The 20,700-nt window shown below is 68.3% G+C and carries 19 protein-coding genes; 12 read left to right on the plus strand and 7 right to left on the minus strand.

All coding sequences use genetic code 11. The annotated features are described in order from the left end of the window. Nucleotides 1–3: 3 nt before the first annotated feature. From ispC to ACE3N6_RS03245, 11 genes are read left to right on the plus strand one after another with little or no spacing between them, the layout of a single operon-like run. Nucleotides 4–1,197, plus strand: a complete 1,194-nt coding sequence (gene ispC / locus ACE3N6_RS03195) for a 1-deoxy-D-xylulose-5-phosphate reductoisomerase (protein ID WP_374243721.1) — start codon at nt 4–6, stop codon at nt 1,195–1,197. A gap of 46 nt (nt 1,198–1,243) precedes the next feature. After that, nucleotides 1,244–2,608 carry an RIP metalloprotease RseP gene (rseP, locus tag ACE3N6_RS03200; RefSeq protein WP_374243722.1) on the plus strand — a complete coding sequence of 455 codons (1,365 nt, stop codon included), beginning with the start codon at nt 1,244–1,246 and terminating at the stop codon, nt 2,606–2,608. Nucleotides 2,609–2,614: 6 nt separating this feature from the next. Then, nucleotides 2,615–4,903: an outer membrane protein assembly factor BamA gene (gene bamA / locus ACE3N6_RS03205; RefSeq protein ID WP_374243723.1), complete on the plus strand. Its 2,289-nt coding sequence runs from the start codon at nt 2,615–2,617 to the stop codon at nt 4,901–4,903. Nucleotides 4,904–4,937: 34 nt separating this feature from the next. Then, nucleotides 4,938–5,441 carry an OmpH family outer membrane protein gene (locus ACE3N6_RS03210; RefSeq protein WP_374243724.1) on the plus strand — a complete coding sequence of 168 codons (504 nt, stop codon included), beginning with the start codon at nt 4,938–4,940 and terminating at the stop codon, nt 5,439–5,441. Between the two features lie 10 nt (nt 5,442–5,451). Beyond that, entirely contained in the window at nt 5,452–6,474 is a 1,023-nt protein-coding gene (gene lpxD, locus ACE3N6_RS03215) for a UDP-3-O-(3-hydroxymyristoyl)glucosamine N-acyltransferase (RefSeq protein ID WP_374243725.1), read from the plus strand. A 19-nt stretch (nt 6,475–6,493) separates the two neighbouring features. After that, on the plus strand, nt 6,494–6,928 hold the full coding sequence (gene fabZ, locus ACE3N6_RS03220) for a 3-hydroxyacyl-ACP dehydratase FabZ (RefSeq protein ID WP_374243750.1): 435 nt from the start codon (nt 6,494–6,496) through the stop codon (nt 6,926–6,928). After that, a complete protein-coding gene (lpxA, locus tag ACE3N6_RS03225) occupies nt 6,925–7,698 on the plus strand; it encodes an acyl-ACP--UDP-N-acetylglucosamine O-acyltransferase (protein WP_374243726.1) in 774 nt (257 codons plus the stop codon). Before fabZ ends, lpxA begins: the two co-directional genes overlap by 4 nt. Nucleotides 7,699–7,701: 3 nt before the next feature. Further along, nucleotides 7,702–8,850: a lipid-A-disaccharide synthase gene (gene lpxB / locus ACE3N6_RS03230; RefSeq protein WP_374243727.1), complete on the plus strand. Its 1,149-nt coding sequence runs from the start codon at nt 7,702–7,704 to the stop codon at nt 8,848–8,850. Continuing rightward, nucleotides 8,850–9,446: a ribonuclease HII gene (gene rnhB / locus ACE3N6_RS03235; protein WP_374243728.1), complete on the plus strand. Its 597-nt coding sequence runs from the start codon at nt 8,850–8,852 to the stop codon at nt 9,444–9,446. Before lpxB ends, rnhB begins: the two co-directional genes overlap by 1 nt. After that, nucleotides 9,443–9,898, plus strand: coding sequence for a CopD family protein (locus ACE3N6_RS03240; protein ID WP_374243729.1), 456 nt, complete (start codon nt 9,443–9,445; stop codon nt 9,896–9,898). The genes rnhB and ACE3N6_RS03240 overlap by 4 nt, the downstream gene beginning before the upstream one ends. Before the next feature lie 3 nt (nt 9,899–9,901). After that, on the plus strand, nt 9,902–10,690 hold the full coding sequence (locus ACE3N6_RS03245) for a TrmH family RNA methyltransferase (RefSeq protein WP_374243730.1): 789 nt from the start codon (nt 9,902–9,904) through the stop codon (nt 10,688–10,690). On the opposite strand, the gene bioD is transcribed toward ACE3N6_RS03245, so the two are convergent. From bioD to ppk1, 7 genes are all read right to left on the minus strand, one after another. Beyond that, on the minus strand, nt 10,679–11,353 hold the full coding sequence (gene bioD, locus ACE3N6_RS03250) for a dethiobiotin synthase (RefSeq protein ID WP_374243731.1): 675 nt from the start codon (nt 11,351–11,353) through the stop codon (nt 10,679–10,681). The two genes, ACE3N6_RS03245 and bioD, sit on opposite strands and share 12 nt — an antisense overlap. 8 nt (nt 11,354–11,361) lie before the next feature. After that, nucleotides 11,362–12,141 (minus strand): methyltransferase domain-containing protein, encoded by a 780-nt coding sequence (locus ACE3N6_RS03255; RefSeq protein ID WP_374243732.1) that lies wholly within the window; start codon nt 12,139–12,141, stop codon nt 11,362–11,364. Further along, nucleotides 12,134–12,868 (minus strand): alpha/beta fold hydrolase, encoded by a 735-nt coding sequence (locus ACE3N6_RS03260; RefSeq protein ID WP_374243733.1) that lies wholly within the window; start codon nt 12,866–12,868, stop codon nt 12,134–12,136. The genes ACE3N6_RS03255 and ACE3N6_RS03260 overlap by 8 nt, the downstream gene beginning before the upstream one ends. Then, nucleotides 12,865–14,049, minus strand: a complete 1,185-nt coding sequence (gene bioF, locus ACE3N6_RS03265; protein ID WP_374243735.1) for an 8-amino-7-oxononanoate synthase — start codon at nt 14,047–14,049, stop codon at nt 12,865–12,867. Before bioF ends, ACE3N6_RS03260 begins: the two co-directional genes overlap by 4 nt. Then, nucleotides 14,042–15,379: an adenosylmethionine--8-amino-7-oxononanoate transaminase gene (locus tag ACE3N6_RS03270; RefSeq protein ID WP_374243736.1), complete on the minus strand. Its 1,338-nt coding sequence runs from the start codon at nt 15,377–15,379 to the stop codon at nt 14,042–14,044. Before ACE3N6_RS03270 ends, bioF begins: the two co-directional genes overlap by 8 nt. A gap of 90 nt (nt 15,380–15,469) precedes the next feature. Then, nucleotides 15,470–16,810 (minus strand): hypothetical protein, encoded by a 1,341-nt coding sequence (locus tag ACE3N6_RS03275; protein ID WP_374243737.1) that lies wholly within the window; start codon nt 16,808–16,810, stop codon nt 15,470–15,472. Between the two features lie 113 nt (nt 16,811–16,923). Further along, nucleotides 16,924–19,011, minus strand: coding sequence for a polyphosphate kinase 1 (gene ppk1 / locus ACE3N6_RS03280; protein ID WP_374243738.1), 2,088 nt, complete (start codon nt 19,009–19,011; stop codon nt 16,924–16,926). Between the two features lie 171 nt (nt 19,012–19,182). Here ppk1 and ppx point away from each other — a divergent pair, with 171 nt between their 5' ends. Further along, complete coding sequence (gene ppx, locus ACE3N6_RS03285) at nt 19,183–20,694, plus strand: exopolyphosphatase (RefSeq protein ID WP_374243739.1); 1,512 nt, start codon at nt 19,183–19,185, stop codon at nt 20,692–20,694. Nucleotides 20,695–20,700 lie beyond the last annotated feature (6 nt).

A 20,700-nucleotide genomic window follows, 5' to 3' on the forward strand; every position in this document is an offset into this window, starting at 1 on the left:
GCCATGATTTCCGAAAGAAAGTTCATCACCGTCCTCGGTGCGACCGGGTCGATTGGTGTCAGCACCCTCGATGTGGTCGCTCGTCACCCGGGGCGTTATGGCGTCTTTGCCCTCACCGCCCACCGGCAGGTGGACAAGCTCTACGAACAGTGTCTGCAGCACCGGCCGGCGTACGCGGTGCTCGATCGGGCCGAAGATGCACAGGCCCTGCAGTGCCGTCTCGACGCCGCTGGCTGCTGTACCGAGGTGCTGTCCGGCGCGGCTTCGCTGGTGGCGGTGGCTGCCGCTCCGGAGGTGGACATGGTGATGGCGGCCATCGTCGGTGCTGCGGGGCTTGTGCCCACCCTCGCCGCCGCCCGTGCGGGCAAGCGCATCCTGCTGGCCAACAAGGAGGCGCTGGTGATGTCCGGCGCGCTCTTCATGCACGAGGTCGCCGCCAACGGCGCCACCCTCCTGCCCATCGACAGCGAGCACAACGCGATCTTTCAGGCCCTGCCCGCCGGTTTTCGGCAGGGAGTGGATGGCGCCGAGGTCACCCGCATCCTCCTCACGGCATCGGGCGGTCCGTTCCGTCGCAAGCCCGTGGAGGAGTTGGCCGGGGTCACGCCCGAGATGGCCTGCGCGCACCCCAACTGGGTCATGGGTCGCAAGATCTCCGTCGACTCCGCCACCATGATGAACAAGGGCCTCGAGGTCATCGAGGCTCACTGGTTGTTCGGTGCGCCGGCCGAGCGGATCGAGGTGGTGATCCACCCCGAGAGCGTGATCCACTCGATGGTGGCCTACGTGGATGGCTCCGTGCTGGCGCAGCTTGGCAACCCTGACATGCGCACCCCCATCGCCCATGCGATGGCCTACCCGGAGCGGGTCGACGCCGGGGTGAGGCCACTCGATCTGTTTGCAGTCGGCCAGCTCAATTTCGAGCGCCCCGATCTCGAGCGTTTTCCCTGTCTCGCGCTGGCCTACCGGGCGCTGAAGGAAAGCGGTGTCGCGCCGGCCGTGCTCAATGCCGCCAACGAGGTGGCGGTGGCGGATTTCCTCGAAGGTGGGCTGCGTTTCGATCGCATCGCCAGCGTGATCGAAGCGACCCTCGACAAGATCGCTCCGCAGGTGGCGGAATCCCTCGAGGTCGTGTTTGACGCGGATCGTCAGGCCAGACAGGTTGCCGCTGAGTTCGTGGGTCGGTATCGCTCGTGACCGGAGCGCGGTTGTCCATGCAGTTCCAGCTTGAAGGGGGCGTGCAGTGAATCTGCTCGACTACATCCTTCCGTTCGTGGTCGCCCTCGGTGTGCTGATTCTCGTCCACGAGTTCGGCCACTATCTGGTTGCGCGCTTGTGCGGCGTGAAGGTGCTGCGCTTCTCCCTGGGGTTCGGCAAGCTCCTGTTCGTCCGGCGTCTCGGGGCGGACCAGACCGAATGGGCCTTGTCGGCCTTTCCCCTTGGCGGTTACGTCAAGATGCTCGACGAGCGGGAGGCGCCGGTCCCCGCCAACGAACTGCATCGCGCCTTCAACCGTCAGTCGGTCTGGCGGCGGATCGCCATCGTGGCGGCCGGACCGCTCGCCAATTTCGTGTTGGCGATCGCGTTGTACTGGGGCCTCTACACCGGCGGTGTGGAGGAGCTGCGGGCGCGGGTCGGCGCGCCGCAGGCCGACAGTCAGGCGGCCCAAGCAGGCTTCCAGGAAGGGGAACTGGTGCGTTCGGTAAATGGCGATGCCGTTCAGACCTGGACCGAGTTTCGCTGGCATCTGCTCAACGACGCGCTTGAGCATCGCGCGGTGACCGTCGAGACCATCAATGTCCACAACGAGATTTCTTTCCGCAAGCTGGATCTCGCCAGCGTGGATGTGGATCAGGCCCAGAATGACGTGGCCAGCCAGCTCGGGCTGCGTCTCTACCGCCCGAAGCTGCCGCCGGTGCTGGGGCAGCTGAGCGCCGACGGCGCCGCCGCCAGCGCCGGCCTCCGTACCGGGGATCGGGTGGTGCGGATCGGTGGGCGCGCGATCGAATCCTGGTCGGACCTGGTTGCCGGTGTGCGCGACGCCGCCGGTCAGGCCCTTGAAGTGGCCGTGCTGCGCGGCGATGAGACCGTGGTGGTGACGCTGGTGCCGCGTGCGGTCGAAGAGAACGGCCGAACGATCGGGCGGATCGGCGTGGCGATGGCGGACGCCGAAGGGCAGCGCGAACTGATGTTCGTCACCGTCCGGTACGGCCTGGGCGAGGCGCTGGGCAAGGGCGTGGGCCAGACCTGGGAGACCGCGACGATGAGCCTCTCGGTGCTCGGGCGCATGCTCGTGGGCGAGGTGTCGGTCAAGAACCTCAGCGGGCCCGTGACGATTGCCGACTTTGCCGGCCAGTCGGCCCGCATGGGCTGGGCCCATTACATCAAGTTTCTGGCGCTCATCAGCATCAGCCTTGGGGTCCTCAATCTGCTGCCGGTGCCCGTGCTCGATGGCGGGCACTTGCTGTATTATGTGATAGAGATCATCAAGGGCGGCCCGGTTTCCGAACGCGTCATGGAAATCGGACAGCAGATTGGAATGGCTCTGCTGGCGGCGCTAATGGCTTTTGCCTTCTACAACGACATCAACCGCCTTGTTGCTAGCTGAAATCGGATGAAATCCACGCTCCTCTCCGGGGTGATCGCCGCGCTTTTCGCTGCCTCGCCCGCCTTGGCTTTCGAGCCATTCGTTGTCAAAGACATTCGCGTTGAAGGGATCCAGCGGACCGAAGCCGGGACGGTGTTCAGCTATCTTCCGGTGAAGGTGGGCGAGCGCTTCTCGGAAGACAAGGCCGCCCAGGCGATCAAGTCGCTGTTCGCCACCGGCTTCTTCAAGGATGTGCGGATCGAAGTCGAGAGCGATGTGATCATCGTGCTGGTGGACGAGCGGCCCGCCATCTCGCAGATCGACTTCGTCGGCACCAAGGAATTCGAGAAGGACGCCCTCAAGAAGGGCCTGAAGGAAGTTGGCCTTGCCGAATCCCGCATCTTCGACCGGGCCGTACTTGAGCGCGCCGAGCAGGAACTCAAGCGCCAGTATCTCGCCAAGGGCTTGTACGGCGTCCAGATCACCACCACCGTCACCCCGCTCGAACGTAACCGGGTTGGCGTCAATTTCAACGTGGTGGAGGGCGAGGCCGCCAAGATCCGCCAGATCAGCATCATCGGCAACAAGGCCTTCAAGGAGAAGGAGCTGGTCGAGCTGTTCTCGCTCACCACGCCGGGCTGGTTCACCTGGTTCTCGAAGAGCGATCAATATTCCAAGCCCAAGCTGTCCGGCGACATCGAAGCCCTGCGCTCTTTCTACCTCAACCGCGGTTACCTGGATTTCACCATCGAGTCGACCCAGGTTTCGATCACGCCCGACAAGAAGGACATCTACATCACCCTCAGCATCAGCGAGGGGGAGAAGTACACTGTCTCGGACGTCAAGCTCGCCGGCACCATGCCCGTGCCCGAAGCGGAGCTCCAGAAGCTCGTCAAGCTGAAGGCTGGGGATACCTTCGTGCGGGATTCCGTGACGGCCACCACCAAGGCGATCTCCGACCGCCTCGGCAACGACGGCTACGCCTTTGCCAACGTGAATGCGGCGCCGGAAGTGGACAAGCAGAAGCGCGAGGTCGCCTTCACCTTCTTCGTCGATCCCGGGCGGCGCGTTTATGTGCGCAAGATCAACTTCTCCGGCAACGCCCGTACCCGCGACGAGGTGATCCGGCGAGAGATCCGCCAGATGGAAGGCGCCTGGTACGACGGTGCCGCGATCAATCGCTCGAAGGCTCGCCTTGACCGCCTCGGCTATTTCGAGGACGTGACCATCGAGACGCCGGCGGTGCCGGGCTCGACCGATCAGGTGGACGCCAACTTCAGCGTCAAGGAGCGGGCCACTGGCAACCTGATGCTGGGCGCGGGCTTCTCCAGCGCCGAAAAGGTGATCCTGTCAGGCTCGATCGCCCAGCAGAACCTCTTCGGCACCGGCAACGCGATGACCCTGCAGGTCAACACCGGCCGCATCAACAAGACGGTGGCGCTGTCCTTCACCAACCCCTACTGGACCATCGACGGTATCAGCCTGGGTTGGGACATCTACCAGCGGAACGTGGACCCCACCTCGCTCTCCGTCGCCACCTACAAGTCCTCGTCCATCGGTGCGGGCCTGCGTTTCGGCTATCCGATTGCCGAGGACGACCGGATCAACTTCGGTCTCGCGGTGGATCAGACCTCCATCAAGGTCTTCGATACCAGCCCGCCGCCTTACATCAACTTCGTCAATACCTTCGGGGACACCGCCCGGAGCCTGGTGGCGACGGCCGGTTGGGCGCGGGATCGCCGCGACAGCTTCCTGTATCCCACGTCCGGTGTCTACCAGCGGGCGTCGATGGAGGTGGCCACGCCGGCCCTGGACATGCGCTACTTCCGGGGCAGCTACCAGCACCAGTACTGGATTCCCTTCGGCGGTGGCTACGCGCTGATGCTCAACGGCGACGTCGGCTACGCCCACGGCTACGATGGCAAGGAGCTGCCGTTCTACAAGAATTTCTACGCGGGCGGTATCGGCTCGGTGCGAGGCTACCAGCAGAGCACCCTGGGCCCGCGCTACACCGACAGCAACGGTTATGTCCGGGCCCTCGGCGGCAACCGTCGGGTGGTTGGCAACGTGGAGTATTATTTCCCGATGCCCGGTGGCAAGGACAAGTCGATGCGCCTGTCGCTCTTCGGGGATGCCGGCTATGTCTGGGGCGCGGACGACAAGGTCCAGGCGTCGGATTTGCGGTACAGTGCCGGGTTGGCGTTCAGCTGGAGTTCGCCGGTTGGTCCGCTCAAGTTCAGTCTTGGCCAGGCCCTGAAGAAGCAGGAAGGGGACAAGACGCAAAAATTCCAGTTCCAGTTGGGTACGGTGTTCTGATCGCAGCCGTATCGGGTGCAGATGGAGGTTTCAGGTGAAAGGTATCGGTTTATCCACGCTCGCGGCGCTTCTGCTCGCGGCCTTTGCTCAGACGGCGCTCGCCGAGGTGCGGGTTGGCTTCGTCAACTCCGACCGCGTCATGAAGGAAGCGCCGCCGGCCAAGCGCGCCCAGCAGAAGCTCGAGAAGGAATTCGAGAAGCGCGACCAGGATCTGCAGCGGATCGCCAAGCAGCTCCAGGGCATGCAGGAGAACCTCGAGAAGAACGGCATGACCATGGCCGAAGGCGAGCGGCGCAACAAGGAGCGGGAGTTCAACGAACTCAACCGCGATTTCCAGCGCAAGCAGCGTGAGTTCCGCGAAGACCTGAACCAGCGCCGCAACGAGGAACTCGCCGGGGTGCTCGATCGCGCCAACAAGACGATCAAGCAGATCGCCGAGGCCGAGAAGTACGACATCATCTTCCAGGAAGCCGTCTACGCCAGTCCGCGTATCGACATCACCGACAAGGTGATCAAGGCGCTGACCGAAGCCAAGTAAGCGCTCACCGATGGAAATCACCCTTGGTGAGCTGGTCGCCCGGCTGGGTGGCGAACTGGTTGGCGACGCGACGGTGCGCGTTCGGCAGATAGCCTCCCTCGAAGCCGCCGGGCCCGGCGAGATTGCCTTTCTCTCGAACCCGAAGCTGGTCGGTGCCCTGGCGGAGAGCCGCGCGTCGGCCTTCATCCTGTCGCCCAAGGCTGCCGGCCTCACGGATCGGACCCGCATCCTCACGCCCGATCCTTATCTCTACTTCGCCCGCGCGGCACAGCTTTTCAACCCGCCGAAGCGGCCGGTGGCCGGTGTGCACCCGTCGGCGGTAGTGGCTTCCGAGCTGCCGGCGTCGGTATCGGTGGCGCCCCAGGCGGTGATCGGCGAGGGCTGCGAGATCGGTGAAGACTGCATCATCGGTCCCGGCTGTGTGCTGGGAGATGGCGTTCGGCTTGGCGCCGGTTCGCTCCTCCACGCGGGAGTGAAGATCTACGACAACTGTGCCATCGGCGCCCGCGCGATCATTCATTCGGGTGCGGTGATCGGGGCCGACGGCCTGGGTTTCGCCCGGGATGCGGACAAGCACTGGGTGAAGATCCCCCAGATCGGCCGGGTCATCGTCGGCGACGACGTGGAGATCGGGGCCAACACCACCATCGACCGCGGCGCCCTCGACGACACCGTGATCGGCAACGGCGTGAAGCTCGACAATCTCATCCACGTGGCCCACAACTGCCGGGTGGGCGACGACTCGATCATGGCGGCAATGGCGGGCCTGGCCGGCAGCACCGAGGTCGGCAAGCGGGTCATGGTGGGCGGCAAGGCGGGTTTCTCGGGGCACCTGTCGGTGGCCGACGACGTGACCGTCTCCGCCGACACCAACGTTACCAAGAGCATCGACAAGCCCGGCGTCTACACGTCGATGCTCCCCCTGCAGTCCCACGCGGACTGGGTCAGGAATTTCTCCCATCTGCGTCGGCTCGACGCGATGGCCGAGCGGCTGCGCGAACTCGAGAAGAAGCTCGGCGCCAAGGAATCATGAGGGAGCAAGAACAATGAGCATCATCGACATCAACGAGATCAAGAAGTACATCCCCCACCGCTACCCGTTCCTGCTGGTGGATCGCATCGTCGAACTGGAAGAGGGCAAGCGCGTCGTCGGCCTCAAGAACGTCACGGTGAACGAGCCGTTCTTCCCCGGCCACTTTCCCCACAGCCCGGTGATGCCTGGCGTGCTCATCATCGAAGCGCTGGCCCAGGCGGCGGCGGTGCTGGCGTTCAAGACCGAAGGCTCGATCCCCGACCCCGACGCGATGGTCTATTTCGCCTCCGTGGATAACGTGCGCTTCAAGCGCCCGGTGGTGCCCGGCGATCAGCTGATGCTCGAAGCGGAGATCGTCCGGACGATCCGCAACATCTGGAAGTTCAAGGGGGTCGCCCGCGTCGACGGCGAAGTGGCGACCGAAGCCGAATTCATGTGCGCGATCAAGCGATGACGATTCACCCGACTGCCATTGTCCATCCCGGTGCCCGCCTCGCCGAAGGCGTGCAGGTGGGGGCCTATTCGATCATTGGCGAGCACGTCGAGATCGGTGAAGGCTCTTGGATCGGCCCGCACGTGGTCGTCGAAGGACACACCAAGATCGGTCGCGACAACCGGATCTTCCAGTTCTGCTCCATCGGCTCCGAGCCCCAGGACAAGAAGTACGCTGCCGAGCCCACGCGGCTCGAGATCGGTGACGGCAACACGATTCGCGAGTTCTGCAGCTTCTCCACCGGCACGGTGCAGGACGGCGGCCTGACCCGCGTTGGCAACAACAACTGGATCATGGCCTACGTGCACGTGGCCCACGACTGCATGGTCGGCGACAACACCATCTTCGCCAACAACGCGACGCTGGCCGGCCACGTCACGGTGGGCGACTGGGCGATCCTCGGTGGCTTCACCGGCGTGCACCAGTTCGTCCGCGTCGGCGCTCACAGCTTCTGCGGTGTGGGCACGGTGCTGCTGCAGGATCTGCCGCCGTTTGTCACGGTGTCCGGCAACCCCGCGTCGCCCCACGGGATCAACAGTGAAGGCCTCAAGCGTCGCGGTTTCAGCGCCGAGGGCATCGCCGCCATCAAGCGCGCCTACAAGACGCTGTATCGCAACGGCCTCACCCTCGACGAGGCCCGCCGGCAGATTGCCGAAGCGGCTGCGTCGGCGCCCGAGCTGCAGCAGTTCTCCGACTTCATCGCCGATTCCGGGCGTGGCATCGTTCGCTGATCCATGGTTGTGCGCATCGCCATGGTGGCGGGCGAGGCCTCCAGCGACCTCCTCGCCAGCCACCTGATCCGGGCGCTCAAGCGCCATCTCCCCGATGCCGAGTTCTTCGGCATCGGCGGCCCCAAGATGCAGGCCGAGGGCTTCAAGGCCTGGTGGCCGGCCGAGAAGCTCTCGGTCCACGGCTATGTGGACGCCCTCAAGAATTATCGCGAGCTCTCCGGCATCCGCCGCAGCCTTTTGAGCCGGCTGCTGGCCGATCGGCCGGCGGCCTTCATCGGTGTGGATGCGCCGGATTTCAGCCTGTGGCTGGAGCGCCGCCTGAAGGACAAGGGCGTCCCGGCGATCCACTTCGTCAGCCCGTCCATCTGGGCCTGGCGAAAGGGGCGGCTGAAGGGCATCGCCCGGGCGGTGAGCCACATGCTGTGCCTGTTTCCGTTTGAGCCAGAACTCTACCGGGCGGCCGGCGTGCCGGTGAGCTACGTTGGCCATCCGCTGGCGGATGTCTTTCCCCTCAAGCCGGATCGCGCCGGCGCCCGGGAGATGCTGCAGATCAGCGGCGACGGCCCGGTGTTCGCGCTCTTGCCGGGCAGCCGCCAGTCCGAGCTGCGCAACCTCGCCGACACCTACATCGCCACCGCGGCGATCCTCCACGAGCGCCATCCCGACGCGCGCTTCCTGGTGCCGCTGGCCACCCGCGAGACGCGCCTGCTGTTCGAGGAGGCGCTGCGGCGCCACGCCCATGTCGATCTGCCCATCCGCATCCTGTTCGGCCACGCCACCGACGCGATGATCGCCGCCGACGTGGTGCTGGTGGCGAGCGGCACCGCCACCCTCGAAGCCGCGCTCCTCAAGCGGCCGATGGTCATCACCTACAAGATCGGCAAGTGGTCGTTCCGGCTGATGAAGCGCATGGCCTACCTGCCGTGGGTCGGCCTGCCCAACGTGCTGGCCAACCGGGAGGTGGTGCCCGAGGTGCTGCAGGATGCCGCAACGCCCCAGGCGCTGGCCGATGCCCTCGATGGCTGGCTCACCGACAAGGCGCGCGCTGCCGAGCTGGGCGAGGTCTTCACCGACATGCACCTCCAGCTGCGCCAGAACACCGCCGACAAGGCCGCCGCGGCGATCCTGCCTTACCTGCGCGGGCACGCCTGATGGACCGCCTGTGCGGCGTCGATGAAGCCGGCCGTGGCCCCCTGTGCGGTCCGGTGGTGGCGGCGGCGGTGATCCTCGATCCGGCCCGGCCCATCGTCGGGCTGGCCGATTCCAAAAAGCTCTCCGAGAAGCGCCGCGTCGCGCTGGCTGCCGAGATCCGCGAGAAGGCGCTGGCCTGGTGCGTGGCCGAGGCCAGCGTGGAAGAGATCGACCGGCTGAACATCCTCCACGCCTCGATGCTCGCCATGCAGCGGGCGGTGGCGGGGCTCAAGCCCGCGCCGACCCGGGCTCAGGTGGATGGCAACCGCTGCCCGCAACTGGCCGTGCCCTGCGAGGCCATCGTGAAGGGCGACGCCCTGGTGCCCGAGATCTCTGCGGCGTCCATCCTCGCCAAGACGGCGCGGGATGCGCTGCTGCGCGACCTCGACCAGCGCTATCCCCAATATGGGTTGGCCGGCCACAAGGGCTATCCCACGCCGGCACATCTGGCCGCGCTGCGCGCCCATGGCGCCTGCGAGATCTACCGCAAGAGCTTCGGGCCGGTGCGCGATGTGATCGCCAACCCGCCCCTCTGGACCGACGAGGACTGCGCATGAAGCTCCACCACCTGATGCTGTTCATCCATCTGGCCGGCGTGATCGTGTGGATCGGCGGGATGGCCTTCGCCCACTTCTGCCTGCGCCCGGCGGCGCTGGAGTTGCCGCCGGCCGAGCGGCTCGGGCTGTGGAGCCGCGTGCTCGGGCGTTTCTTCCGGATCGTCTGGGTGGCGATCGGGGCCATCGTGGTGAGCGGCTTTGCGATGCTGCTCGAAGTGGGTTTTGCCCAGGCGCCGCGCTCGTGGCACGGGATGGCCGCCATCGGGCTGGCGATGGCCGCGGTGTTTGCCAGCATCTGGTTCGGGCCCTGGCGGGGGCTGCAGCAGGCGGTGAGTGAAACCAGCTGGGCGCAGGGCGCCAAGGCGATGAACGCGATCCGCCAGCGGGTCACCCTCAACCTGATTCTCGGCGCGCTCACGGTGGCGCTCGCCACCCTTGGTCTGGCCTTCTGAACCGTGAAGCAACTCACCTCCCGGGACAACCCGACCGTCAAGCACCTCCACGCCCTTGCCACGTCGGCGCGGGACCGGCGCGCCAGCGGCGAGACGCTGCTCGACGGCGCTCACCTGCTGGAGGTGGCGCTGGCGCGGGGGGCTGGGCTGCGGTGGGTGGCGGTGAGCGAGAGCGGGCGGCGGCAGCCGGAGATCGCGGCGCTGCTGGCGGCGTGCCCGCCGGAGATCTGCGTCGAGCTGCCTGACCGCCTGTTTGCCCACGTGAGTCCCGTGGATGCACCCAGCGGGGTGCTGGCGACGATGGCGATCCCCGCCCAGCCCACTGGCGCGGGGCCCTTGGGCAGCTGCGTGGTGCTTGACGGCGTGCAGGACCCGGGCAACCTGGGCACCATCCTGCGCACGGCGGCGGCGGCCGGGGTGCCGGAGGTGCTCCTCACGCCGGGCTGTGCCCAGGCCTGGGCGCCCCGCGTGCTGCGGGCGGCGATGGGTGCCCATTTCGGGTTGGCGATCCGGGAGGGCGTGGACGTGGCCGCGGCGCTTGCCGGGTATCCGGGCCAGATCCTCGCGGCCGACCTGCGGGATTCGGTCGAGCTTTACGACCTGGACCTGCGCGGGCCGGTGGCCTGGCTGTTCGGTTCGGAGGGGCAGGGCCTGTCGGCGGCGGTGGCGGGGCTTGCGACCGGCCGGGTGCTGATCCCGATGCCGGGGGGCATGGAGTCCCTCAACGTGGGCGTGGCGGCGGGCGTGTGCCTGTTCGAGCAGCTGCGCCAGCGGCGCGCGTCAGGCCGGTAAGGGCAGGCGCAGGTCGGCGGCAGCCGCGGCGGCGTTGCCGTCGGGCTGGAAACGCACCACCCCCAGCAGCGGCGCCGGCATGCGGGCCGTGAGGGCGTCGAGGTTCTGATCGAAACGCAGCATGGCCGGATCGACCTGGTTGGCCACCCAGCCGGCAATCGTCAGCCCCCGGGCTGCCACCGCCTCGACGGTGAGCAGGGCGTGGTTGATGCAGCCCAGGCGCATGCCCACCACCACGATCACCGGCAGGCCCAGGTCGCGGGCCAGATCGGCGGTGTCGTAGTTGTCCGACAGGGGCACGCGGAAGCCCCCGACCCCTTCCACCAACACCAGATCGGCCTTGGCCCTGAGCGTTTCGAACGCGTCGAGGATGCGGCTGGTGTCGAGCGTCACGCCTTCTTCGGCGGCAGCGATGTGCGGGGCGATGGGGCTGGCCAGACAGTAGGGGTTGAGCAGCGCGAGGCCCGGGTCGAAGCTGCAGGCGGCGCGGATGCGGGCGGCGTCTTCGTTGAGGAACTCGCCGTTCACCCTTTCGGCGCCGGCGGCGATGGGTTTCATGCCCAGGGCGGTGAGGCCGCGGTCGCGGGCGGCGTGGAGCAGGGTGCAGGTGACGAAGGTCTTGCCGATCTCGGTGTCGGTGCCGGTGATGAAGTAGGCGCTCATTTTGGGTTTCAGGTTTTCTCGGCGACGAGCCAGAAGGTGTCGTAGGACGCGGGCAGGCCGTCCGGGCCCCGGTGGGCTTCGTAGGCGGCGGAGAGGCGGGCCCAGGCGGATTTGCCCAGGGGCGCGCGGCGGCGCGGGGCGCCGGTCTGGTGGGCGCCCAGGGTCTTGATGTCGGTGAGCAGGCTGCGCAGATCGGGGGCCCAGGCGTGGAGGGTGTCCCGGTCGCTGTCGAGCACCCGCAGGCCGGCGGATTCGGCGGCGTCTGCCACCACTTCGGGGGGCTGGAAGCGCAGCACGTGCTCGTCGTCGTCCACGTGGCGGAAGGCGTCGCGCAGTTCGGTGAGCGTGCCGGGGCCGAGGGTGGCGATCCACAGCCGCCCGCCCGGGGCGAGGGCGCGGGCGAGTTCGGGCAGGGCGCGGCGCGGGTTGCACCACTGGAGCGCGTAGCTGGACCACAGGGCGTCGAGGCTGGCGTCGGCGATGGGCAGGTTTTCGAGATCGGCGCAGACGGGCAGGGCGAGGCCGGGTGGGTGACGGCGTAGCATCGCCGGGGCGAAGTCGAGGGCGAACAGGGTGGCGGCCGGGTAGGCGCGGGCGAGGCCGGCGAGGGCGTAGCCGGTGCCGCAGCCGGCGTCGAGGATGCGGCGGGGGGCGGAGGGCTGGCCGGTGGCGAGGGCGAGGAGCCGGTCGCAGGCGGCGCGCTGGACGGTGGCGACGGCGTCGTAGGCGTCGGCGGCCTTGTCGAAGGCGGCCCGGACGGCGCGTTTGGGGGCCGGGGCGTCAGTCACGGATGAAGCTTTCGAGGAGGGTGGCGCAGTCGGCCGGGCGCGATGCGAAGGGCGCGTGACCGCTGTGCTGGAAGACCGACAGGCGGCCGTTGGGCAGGTGGTCGGCCAGCCATTCGGCGGCGGCGACGGGCATCAGCGTGTCTGCGCTGCCGTGGAGGAGGCGCACCGGCTGGGCGATGTGGCCGACGAGGGGGCGCAGGTCGGTGTCGGCGAGCAGGCGCAGGCCGGTGGCGAGCGCCGGCTGGTGGCTGGCGTCGGCGGGGGTGAGGGCGGCGGTGAGGGTGGCCGACACCTCGCGCCGGGCGGCGTCGCCCAGGGCTTGCAGGGCGATGAAGCGGCGCTGGGTGGCGGCGGGGTCGAGGTCGAAGCTGCGCCGGAATTCGGTGAGGGTGTCGACGGGCATCGCGTTGGGCCAGTCGTCGGCGGCGACGAAGCGCGGGCTGGCGCCGATCAGCACCAGGCGGGCGACCTTGCGCGGCGCGTGGGCGGCGAGGTGCAGGGCGAGCTGGGCGCCGAGGGACCAGCCGACGACGGTGGCGCCGTCGGGCAAGGCGGGGAGCAGGGCGTCGGCCCAGTCGGCGAGGGTGTCGCCGGCGATGGGGGCGTCGCCGTGGCCGGGGAGGTCGGGGGCGTGGAGTGCGAGCTGGGGGCTCAACTGCGCGGTGAGGGGCGCCCACACCGCCGACGACAGGCCCCAGCCGTGGAGCAGGACGATGGGGGGGCTCATGGCCGGCTGCTTTCGAGGCGGTTGAGGGTGGCGACGAGGCGATCCACCTGATCGAAGCGGTGGGCCGCCGACAGGGTGATGCGCAGCCGCGCTGCGCCCTTGGGCACCGTGGGCGGACGGATGGCCGGCACCCACAGCCCTTCGGCGTCGAGGGCGCGGGAGACGGCGAGGGTCTCGTGGTTGTCGCCGATGACTACCGGCTGGATCGGGGTGTCGGAGGGCAGGAGCTGCCAGCGGGTGAGGCGCAGGCCGGCCTTGAAGCGGGCGATCAGGGCGTTGAGGTGGGCGCGTCGGGCGTCGCCGTGTTCGATCAGATCCAGCGCGCTGAGCAGGGTGTGGGCGATGAGCGGGGGGGCGCCGGTGGTGAAGATGTAGCTGCGGCTCTTGCTCACCAGCCACTCGATGACATCCCGCTGGCCGGCGACGAAGGCACCCGATACACCGGCGGCTTTGCCGAGGGTGCCCATGTAGATGAGGCGTGGCGAAGAAAGCCCAAAATGGGCGATGCTACCCCGGCCTTGCGGGCCGAGCACGCCAAAGCCGTGGGCGTCGTCTACCAGCAGCCAGGCTTTGTGGGCTTCGGCCAGGGCGAGGAGTTCGGGCAGCGGGGCGAGGTCGCCGTCCATGCTGAACACGCTGTCGGTGACGATGAGCTTGCGCGGGGCGGTGGAGGCCGCAAGGCGGGCGGCGAGGGCGGCGAGGTCGCAGTGGGGGTAGCGGATGAGGTCGGCGCGGGAGAGGAGGGCGCCATCCACCAGCGAGGCGTGATTGACCTTGTCGGCGAAGATGGCGTCGCCCCGCCCGACGAGGGCCGGCATCACGCCGATGTTGGCCATGTAGCCGGTTGAGAAAAAGAGCGCGTCGTCCATGCCGACGAAGCGGGCGAGGCGCGTTTCGAGTTCGTCGTGGACGGCGTAGTGGCCGCTCACCAGGTGCGACGCACCGGAGCCGACGCCCCAGGCCTGGGCGCCGGCGGCGGCGGCGGCGGCGAGGGTGGGTTCGGCGGCGAGGCCGAGGTAGTCGTTGGCGCAGAAGGCGATGACCGGGTCGGGTCGGTCGGCCAGCCCGGCGACCGGCGCGCAGGGGGTGGTGACGACCCGGCGGCGGCGGCGCAGGCCGGCTTCGTCGAGATCGGCGAGGCCGGCGGAGAGTTCGAGGAGCGGGTCGATGGGCTCAGACAAGGCTGGCCTCCAGGGCGGCGGCGGTCTGGCTGGCGAGGTGGTCGAGTTCGGCGTCGCTGAGGATGTAGGGCGGCATGGTGTAAACCGTGTTGCCGATGGGGCGCAGGAGCAGCTCGCGGGAGAGGGCTTCGGTGAAGAAGCGGCGGGCGAAGCCGGCTGGGGCGCCTGCCACGTCGAAGGCGAGGATCATGCCGCGCTGGCGCAGGTGGCGTACGGCGGGGTGGCTGCCCACCGCGGCCTGGAAGGCGGCGCCCAGGCGTTCGGCCTTGCGCCGGTTGGCGGCGAGCACCTCGTCCTGGGCGAAGATGTCGAGGGTGGCCAGCGCCGCCCGGCAGGCCAGCGGGTTGCCGGTGTAGCTGTGGGAGTGCAGGAAGCCGCGGGCGGTGTCGTCGTCGTAGAAGGCGGCGAAGACGTCGTCGGTGGCGAGCACGATGGAGAGCGGCAGGTAGCCGCCGGAGATGCCCTTGGAGAGGCAGATGAAATCCGGCCAGATGCCGGCCTGCTCGCAGGCGAAGAAGCTGCCGGTGCGGCCGCAGCCGACGGCGATCTCGTCGGCCACCAGATGTACCCGGTGGCGGGTGCAGATCTCGCGGGCGAGGCGCAGGTATTCCGGGTCGTACATCGCCATGCCGGAGGCGCACTGGATGAGCGGCTCGACGATCAGCGCGGCGGTTTCAAAGGCGTGTTCGGCCAGGTGGGCGTCGAGGGCGGCGGCGGCGCGGCGGGCTACATCGACTGCGCTCTCGCCGGGGGCCGCGTGGCGGGCGTCGGGGCTGGGCACGCAGCTGCCGGCGCGCACCAGCGGGGCGTAGGCGTCGCGGAAGATGGCGACATCGGTGACGGCGAGCGCGCCGACGGTTTCGCCGTGGTAGCTGCCGGCCAGGCTGACGAAGCGGTTCTTGCCGGGCTCGCCGTGGTTGCGCCAGTAATGGGCGCTCATCTTGAGGGCGATCTCGGTGGCCGAGGCGCCGTCGGAGGCGTAGAAGGCGTGGCCGAGCCGGTGATGGGTGAGGGCGGCGAGGCGCTCGGAGAGTTCGACCACCGGCTCGTGGGTGAAGCCGGCGAGCATCACGTGTTCGAGCTGGTCGAGCTGCGCCTTCAGGGCGTTGCCGATGCGCGGGTTGGCGTGGCCGAAGAGGTTGACCCACCAGGAGCTGATCCCGTCCAGGTAGCGGCGGCCGTCCATGTCGTAGAGCCAGGCGCCGTGGCCCCGCTTGATGGGCACCAGCGGGAGCTGCTCGTGGTGTTTCATCTGGGTGCAGGGATGCCACACGGCGGCGAGGGAGCGGCCGAGGAGGCTGGCGTTGGCGGAGGAGGGATCGACGGACATGGCGCTGGCTTCAGAAGGACAAAGTGGAGCCGGCTCCGGGGAGCCGCTCCACTTTTTGCCGGTGATGAATGGGTGTTGCGTAGGCAGTGCTCAGTACGAGTAGATGCTGGTGCCGCTCGCGCCGACGGCGGTGTAGGTGGCGTTGGCGCGGGCGATGCCGTAAAGGGTGGCGCCCGGCGTCGGCTTGGTGGTGGGGGCAACCCAGGTGTCGATGGCGGTGGCGATGTAGATCGCGTTGCTGGCGCCCACTGCGGCGAAGCGGCCGTCGGCGGAGGCGGCGACCGCGTAGAGCGGCGCGCTGCCCACGTCGGCCAGCTGGGTGAAGGTGCTGCCGTCGCTGCTCACCACGACGGCGCCGCCGCTGGCCCCGGTGCCCACGGCTGCGAAGTAGTAGGCGGTGACGTTGTTGGTGGTGACGGCGACGGTGTCGACGCTGCGCAGGTCGGTGCAGCCGGCGCCGCTGAGGGTGACGGCCTGGGTGGCCCAGGTGTTGCCGTCGGTGCTGGTGAGCACGGTGCAGTTGGCGCCTACGGCGATCCACTGGCCCTTGGCGGAGTAGGCGACGCCGTAGAGGTTGGGGGTGCCGGCCGGCACCGAGGCGGCGGGGGTCCAGCTCTGGCCGTCGGTGGAGCGGACGATGCGGCCGTTGTCGCCCACCGCCACCAGGGTGGCGCCGCTGCTGGCCAGCGCGTTGAGGTTGGCGGTGCCGGCGTCGCTTACGGTGCCGGCGGTCCAGGTGGTGGGGTTGGTGGAGTACCAGGTCTTGCCGTCGGCGCCTACGGTGACGTACTTGCTGAGGGTGTAGATCACGCCGTTGAGCTGAGTGCCGAGGGTGGCCTTGGCGGTCCACTCGAGGGCTGTGGTGCTGGTGTAGGCCGGGGCGGAGTAGATCGCGCCGCCATCGCCGACGGCGACGTAGTCGCTGGTGGAGTCGCTGCTGTCGACACCCAGGGCGAGGCTGCGCAGGGTGGGGCTGCCGGTGAAGGTGCCGCCGGCCGGCCAGGTGTCGCCGGAGGCGCGCGGGGTGGCCGAGTGGATGGCCGAGAGCGGGCCGCCCTTGCCACCGTCGTCGCGGCCGTTCATCGCGAAGTAGTAGGGGGTGCCATTGGTGAGGCCGGTGACGACCGTCGGCGGCCGGATGCCCTTGTCGTTGTTGTAGCCGACCCTGGACTGCGCGCCGGTGATCTTGCTCCACGCGGAGACGGTGGAGAAGCTCAGGTTGGGGGCGTAGTAGAGCCAGTATTGGTAACGGGTGTTGTCATCCCAGGTGACCGTGACCTGACCGTCGCCCGCCGCAACGGCGAGTCCGGTCGGCGCCGGGGTGGCGCTTTCGCCCTCGCTGCCTCCGCCGCCGCAGGCGGAGAGCATCAGGGCGGCGAGGCTGCCGGCGAGAAGGGGGGCGGGGGCGATGCGGAGGCGGGACACGGGCATGGGTTTGGCCATCGATGAACGAATCGAGCCGGAATTCTACATCACCATCGGGCTCTGGCCGCCCCCCGCGCGACCGGCCGGGCCGGCGGACGTGGGGCGTCGGTGCGAGGGGTTCAGGCGGCTGTCACGCCGCTGAGTTCCTTGAGCAGGATTTCCTGCGCCGCGCGGCGGGTGGTGCGGGGGTTCTTGCGGCGATAGTGGTTGTCGCCGTCAAGTTCCCACGCCTGGCAGTTGTCGCCCAGGTAGGGGCGCAGGCCCTCCTTCATCACACGCCGTTTCACTTTGGGGTCGAGGATGGGGAAGGCCACCTCGATGCGCTTGAAGAAGTTGCGCTCCATCCAGTCGGCGCTGGAAAGATAGAGCTTCTCGGCGCCGTCGGCGTGGAAGTAGAAGATGCGGTGGTGCTCCAGGAAGCGCCCCACCACCGAGCGCACCTTGATGTTCTCGGACAGCCCCGGCACGCCGGGTTTGAGGGCGCACACGCTGCGGGCGATGACGCTTATCTCGACCCCGGCCTGGGAGGCTTCGTAGAGCGCTTCGATGGTTTCGGGTTCGAGCAGGGCGTTCACCTTGACGATGATCCGCCCCTTGCGGCCGGCCCGGGCGATCTCGGCTTCCTCGCGGATCGCCGCCACCACGTTGGGCTGCAGGGTGAAGGGTGCCTGCCACAGGTGGCGCAGCTTGCCGGCCTGGCCTAGCCCGGTGAGCTGCTTGAAGACCTCGGCCACGTCGGCGCCGATCTCGTCGTTGGCGGTGAGGAGGCCGAAGTCGGTGTAGAAGCGGGTGGTGCGCGGGTGGTAGTTGCCGGTGCCCAGGTGCGCGTAGCGGCGCAGCTTGCCGTTCTCGCGGCGCACCACGAGCAGCAGCTTGGCGTGGGTCTTGTAGCCGAACACGCCATACACCACGTGGGCGCCGACCTCTTCGAGGCGGGCGGCCCAGCTGATGTTGGCTTCCTCGTCGAAGCGGGCCATCAGTTCGAGCACCACGGTGACTTCCTTGCCCTTCTGGGCGGCGCGGATGAGGTGTTCCATCAGCACCGAATCGGTGCCGGTGCGATAGACGGTCATCTTCACCGACACCACGGCCGGGTCGTCGGCGACGGCCTTCAGCAACTCGATCACCGGCTCGAAGCTCTGGAAGGGGTGGTGCAGCAGGATGTCCTGGCGGTGGATGGCGGTGAAGATGTTTTCGCGCTTGTCCAGGCCCCGCGGCCGCACGGGAAGGAAAGGGCGGTACTTGAGGTCGGGCCGGTTCACCCAGTCGGGCACCTGATTGAGACGCACCGGGTTGACCATGCCGGGCACCCGATACACGTCGGCGGGGTCGAGCCCGAACTGCTTCATCAGGAAGCAGGCCATGGTGTCCGAGCAGTTGTCGGCCAGTTCGAGCCGCACCGCGTCGCCGAAGTGGCGCTGCTGGAGTTCGCCCTTGAGGGTGGCGCGCAGATCCTTCACCTCTTCTTCGTCGACGAACATGTCGGAGTTGCGGGTGACCCGGAACTGGTAGCAGCCGAGCACGTTCATCCCCTCGAACAGCTCGCCCACGTGGGCGTGCAGCAGCGACGACAGGAACACGAAGCCGTAGTCGACGCCGGTGAGCGCCTTCGGCAGGTGGATGACCCGGGGCAGGGCGCGGGGCGCCTGGACGATGGCGGCGCCGGAGTTACGCCCGAAGGCGTCGCGGCCTTCGAGTTCGACCGCGAAGTTGAGGCTCTTGTTGAGCACCCGCGGGAAGGGATGGGCCGGATCGAGCCCGATGGGCGTGAGGATGGGCATCACCTCGCGCATGAAGTAATCGCGGGCCCACAGGTGCTGGGCGTCGGTCCACACGCTGCGACGCAGGAAGACGATGCCCTCGTCGGCCAGCGCGGGCAGGATCACGTCGTTGAGCAAGGCGTATTGTTCGCCGATGAGGCCGTGCACCTCCTGGCTGATGCGGGCGTGGAGCGCGGCGGGGGTGAGCCCGTCGGTGGTGAGCGCCACGCTGCCAAGCCGCAGTTGCTCCTTCACGCCGGCGACCCGCACCTCGAAGAACTCGTCCAGGTTGCTCGAGACGATGCACAGGAAGCGCAGCCGCTCCAGCAGCGGCACCGCGGGATCGGCGGCCTGGGCGAGGACGCGACGCTGGAACTGGAGCAGGGACAGCTCCCGGTTGGTGAAGTGGTCGTGGCTGAACTGGCGGTCGGTGGCGTTTGGACGCATGGAATCTCCTGACGAATCGGCCGATTGAATGCCAAGTATGTGACGATTTTGTTACCGCGTGATGAAGCCTGGCCAAGCCTCGACATTGTGTCGACGGCGCGCGGAAGCGCGGCGCGCGGGTGCTAGAATCCCTGGCTTCCGCGCCCCCGGGGCGCAGTCTGTGCCTGATTCATGAATCGTGAATTGATCGCCGCCATCGATCTGGGTTCCAACAGCTTCCGCCTGCAGATCGGGCGGATCGTGAATGACCAGATCTATCCCCTCGATGGCATCAAGGAGTCGGTGCGCCTCGCCGCCGGCCTGTCGTCCGACCGCATGCTCGATGCCGCCGCGCAGTTTCGTGGCATCAGCGCGCTGCGCTGTTTCAACGAGCGCATCCGCGACTACCCGCCCGAGGCCGTCCGTGCCGTGGGCACCAACACCCTGCGGGTCGCCAAGAACGCGTCTCACTTCCTGGTTCAGGCCGAGGCCGCGCTGGGCTTTCCCATCGAAGTCATCGCCGGTCGCGAAGAGGCGCGGCTGATCTACGTGGGCGTGGCCCACACGCTGCCCAACCCCCACAAGCAGCAGCTGGTGGTGGATATCGGCGGCGGCTCCACCGAGTTCGTGATCGGCAAGAGCTTCGAGCCCATCGCGCTGGAGTCGCTCTACATGGGCTGCGTGAGCTACTCGCTGCGCTTCTTCCCGGAAGGTCGCATCGACAAGCGCGGCCTGCGCGAGGCCGAACTCACCGCCCAGAAGGAGATCCAGACCATCTCCCACGCCTACCGCGAGGTGGGCTGGGACGAGGCGGTGGGTTCCAGCGGCTCGGCCAAGGCGCTGGTGGATATCCTGGAACTCAACGGTTTTTCGGATGGCGGCATCACCCGCACCGGGCTGGAGCGCCTGCGCACCGCCATGCTCAAGGCCGGCAGCATCGACAACCTGCAGCTCGAAGGCCTGCGCCCGGATCGCCTGCCGGTGCTCACCGGCGGGTTTTCGATCATGTGGGCGGTGTTCCAGGAGTTCGGCCTGGAGCGCATGACCTTCTCGGAAGGCGCGCTGCGGCTGGGCGTGCTCTACGACCTGCTGGGCCGCTACCACCACCACGATCTGCGCGATGCCACCGTGTCGGCCTTCGTCGAGCGCTACGGCGTCGATCGGGCCCACGCCCGTCAGGTGGCCGAGACCGCACGGGCCTTCCTGCTCCAGCTCGACCCCTCCGCCACCGACGAGGAGAACGTCGACCGGCGCTTCCTCGAATGGGCCGCGCTGCTCCACGAGGTGGGGGTCTCGGTGGCCCACTCCAGCTATCACAAGCACAGCGCCTACATCCTGGGCAACGCCGACATGCCGGGCTTCTCGCGGATGGATCAGGGCCGGCTGGCGCGGATGGTGCTCGCCCACCGGGGCAAGCTGTCGCGGGTCAGCTCCCTCGGGCCGGACAGCCCCGAGTGGCGGCTCATCCTGTGCCTGCGCCTGTCGGCGGTGGTGCATCGGGCCCGGGACGGGCGCGGCGTGCCGCCCCTGCGCCTGAAGCGCGAAGGGCGCGGCCACGTGCTGATCGCCGACAGCGACTGGCTGCGCAACCTGCCGCTTACCGCCGCCGTCCTCGACGAGGAAGAGCGCCAGTGGCAGGCCATCGGGCTGCCCCTGAAAGTGCGGGTGGAGCGCGCCCCGGCCCGCAACCTGGCCGGCGCCTGAGCCTGC

This window comes from Zoogloea sp. (assembly GCF_041904905.1).
Lineage (GTDB): Bacteria > Pseudomonadota > Gammaproteobacteria > Burkholderiales > Rhodocyclaceae > Zoogloea.

Excerpts from the sequence above, each read along its gene's own strand:
- ispC (WP_374243721.1), top strand. The coding sequence starts at position 4 with ATGATTTCCGAAAGAAAGTTCATCACCGTCCTCGGTGCGACCGGGTCG.
- bamA (WP_374243723.1), top strand. The coding sequence starts at position 2,615 with ATGAAATCCACGCTCCTCTCCGGGGTGATCGCCGCGCTTTTCGCTGCC.
- lpxD (WP_374243725.1), top strand. The coding sequence starts at position 5,452 with ATGGAAATCACCCTTGGTGAGCTGGTCGCCCGGCTGGGTGGCGAACTG.
- lpxA (WP_374243726.1), top strand. The coding sequence starts at position 6,925 with ATGACGATTCACCCGACTGCCATTGTCCATCCCGGTGCCCGCCTCGCC.
- lpxB (WP_374243727.1), top strand. The coding sequence starts at position 7,702 with ATGGTTGTGCGCATCGCCATGGTGGCGGGCGAGGCCTCCAGCGACCTC.
- rnhB (WP_374243728.1), top strand. The coding sequence starts at position 8,850 with ATGGACCGCCTGTGCGGCGTCGATGAAGCCGGCCGTGGCCCCCTGTGC.
- ACE3N6_RS03240 (WP_374243729.1), top strand. The coding sequence starts at position 9,443 with ATGAAGCTCCACCACCTGATGCTGTTCATCCATCTGGCCGGCGTGATC.
- bioD (WP_374243731.1), bottom strand. The coding sequence starts at position 11,353 with ATGAGCGCCTACTTCATCACCGGCACCGACACCGAGATCGGCAAGACC.
- ACE3N6_RS03260 (WP_374243733.1), bottom strand. The coding sequence starts at position 12,868 with ATGAGCCCCCCCATCGTCCTGCTCCACGGCTGGGGCCTGTCGTCGGCG.
- ACE3N6_RS03270 (WP_374243736.1), bottom strand. The coding sequence starts at position 15,379 with ATGTCCGTCGATCCCTCCTCCGCCAACGCCAGCCTCCTCGGCCGCTCC.
- ACE3N6_RS03275 (WP_374243737.1), bottom strand. The coding sequence starts at position 16,810 with ATGCCCGTGTCCCGCCTCCGCATCGCCCCCGCCCCCCTTCTCGCCGGC.
- ppk1 (WP_374243738.1), bottom strand. The coding sequence starts at position 19,011 with ATGCGTCCAAACGCCACCGACCGCCAGTTCAGCCACGACCACTTCACC.
- ppx (WP_374243739.1), top strand. The coding sequence starts at position 19,183 with ATGAATCGTGAATTGATCGCCGCCATCGATCTGGGTTCCAACAGCTTC.